We start from the raw sequence: 2,218 nt of genomic DNA on the forward strand, positions 1-2,218 counted from the left end.
AGGACTAAACCGCTCGCGCGGTAGCCCGCCGCCAAGACCGCGCCGCGGGTAGAGATCGTGCCCTTGTCTATGTTGGTGAGCGAGGCAATCGGCCTCGTTCTTCGACAGGAGCACGATCATGATCCCTTCCACACCGGCGATGTCCCCGCTGCGCCAGCGCTTGCTCGACGACATGCGCATGCGCAAGCTCGGCCCCAAGACGCAATCTGCGTACGTTCGAGCAGTGCGCTACCTCGCGAGCTTCCTTCAACGCTCCCCCGACATGGCCACCGCCGAGGATCTGCGACGCTTCCAGTTGCATCTGGTCGACCGGGGCGTCTCGCCGATCACGCTCAACGCCACCATCACCGGCCTGAAGTTCTTCTTCGACGTCACGCTCAATCGCGGCGAACTGGTCGAGAGGATGAGCTACGTCCATGTGCCGCAGAAGCTGCCGGTGGTCCTGAGCCGCGACGAGGCCGCGCGCCTGATCGCCGCAGCCTCCAACCTCAAGTACCACACGGCGCTGTCCATCGCTTATGGCACCGGACTTCGCGTGAGCGAGATCGTCGCACTGAAGGTCGGCGACATCGACAGCGAGCGCATGACCCTGCGCGTCGAGCAGGGCAAGGGGCGCAAGGATCGCTACGCGATGCTCTCGCCGCTGCTGCTGGAGCGGCTGCGGGCCTGGTGGCGGTATGCGAACGCGAAGGGCAAGATGCTGCCAGGCGGTTGGCTGTTCCCCGGGCAGAACCCGGTCGATCCCTTGACCGCGCGCCAGCTCAACCGCGCAGTCCATGACGCCGCCGAAGCGGCCAAGATCGACAAGCGCGTCACCATGCATACGCTGCGCCACAGCTTTGCCACGCACCTGCTGGAGCAGAAGGTGGACATCCGCGTGATTCAGGTGATGCTGGGCCACAAGAAGCTGGAGACCACGTCGGTCTACACGCACGTGGCCACCGAAGTCCTGCGCGAGGTTGTCAGCCCGCTGGAGAAGCTGTCTGCGTAGGTCGTGTTCATGGCGCACTGCGTCCTGGAAGTCGCCGACATCTTCCGCACCCACGGCCCCGACTGGCGCAACGCGCAGCGCGGTCACCTGAGCCTGGGTCAACTCAAGGTCATGTCGGCCATCGAGCAGTGCCGCAGCGCGGCGCTGGGAGGTCACGTGCTGCGTTGCGAAGGTTGCGGGCAGGATCAGATCGCCTACAACTCGTGCCGCAACCGGCATTGCCCGAAGTGCCAGGCCAGTGCGGCGCAGCGCTGGCTCCAGGCGCGCCAGGCCGATCTGCTGCCAGTGGACTACTACCACGTCGTCTTCACCTTGCCGGCGCCGATCAGCGCCATCGCCTACTACAACAAGGCCGAGATCTACGCCTTGCTGTTCGATACGGCCGCGGCGACCCTGTTGACCATCGCAGCCGATCCCAAGCACCTTGGTGCGAGCATCGGCGCGACCCTGGTGCTGCACACGTGGGGATCGGCACTGACGCACCACCCGCATGTGCACGGTATCGTGCCAGGCGGAGGTCTGTCGCCGGATGGCGAGCGCTGGGTCGCCTGCAAGCCCGGCTTCTTCCTGTCCGTGCGCGTGCTGTCTCGCCTGTTCAGGAGGCGCTTCCTCGAAGCGCTCGGACAGCTGCATCGCGCGGGCCGCCTGCGGTTCTTCGGTGAGTTCGCCGCGCTGACCGACGTGCACGTCTTCGCGCACTGGCTCGCGCCGCTGCACAAGTGCGAATGGGTCGTCTACGCCAAGCGTCCGTTCGCCGGACCCGAAGCGGTGCTGGCCTACTTGTCCCGCTACACGCACCGCGTCGCCATCTCCAACAGCCGGCTTGTTGCCATGGACGAACAAGGCGTCACCTTCCGTTGGAAGGACTATCGGGCCAAGGGCCACACCCGGCGCAAAACGATGACGCTCGATGCCGATGAGTTCATGCGCCGCTTCCTTTTGCACGTCCTGCCGGGCGGCTTCCATCGCATCCGACACTATGGACTCCTGGCCAACGGCAATCGCGCGGCCAGCCTGGCGCGCATCCGCGAACTACTGGGGCAAGAGACGGGTGCTGTCGCGCAAATCGCGGGCCTCGATGCCCAGCCTTGTCTTGTTCAACCGACCTTTGTCTGCACGCGCTGCGGCGGCTCGATGCTCGTGCTGTCGACCCTCGCACGTGGACAGCCGATTCGCGCTTCACCTCAACGGCCTCGAGCACCATGAGTGCGCATCTGTGCCAGTGCC

2 protein-coding genes are annotated in these 2,218 nt (G+C 65.5%); both read left to right on the top strand.

Annotation, left to right across the window (positions count from 1 at the left end):
* Positions 1–118: 118 nt before the first annotated feature.
* The gene (locus AC07Y4_RS32900; RefSeq protein WP_495275684.1) at positions 119–991 is read left to right on the top strand and encodes a tyrosine-type recombinase/integrase; all 873 of its coding nucleotides are present in this window, start codon (positions 119–121) and stop codon (positions 989–991) included.
* Between the two features lie 9 nt (positions 992–1,000).
* Positions 1,001–2,197: an IS91 family transposase gene (locus AC07Y4_RS32905; RefSeq protein ID WP_495275685.1), complete on the top strand. Its 1,197-nt coding sequence runs from the start codon at positions 1,001–1,003 to the stop codon at positions 2,195–2,197.
* The last annotated feature ends 21 nt before the right edge of the window (positions 2,198–2,218 follow it).

It is taken from the genome of Variovorax sp. GW460-12-1-14-LB1, from assembly GCF_059423605.1.

Excerpts from the sequence above, each read along its gene's own strand:
- AC07Y4_RS32900 (WP_495275684.1), top strand. The coding sequence starts at position 119 with ATGATCCCTTCCACACCGGCGATGTCCCCGCTGCGCCAGCGCTTGCTC.
- AC07Y4_RS32905 (WP_495275685.1), top strand. The coding sequence starts at position 1,001 with ATGGCGCACTGCGTCCTGGAAGTCGCCGACATCTTCCGCACCCACGGC.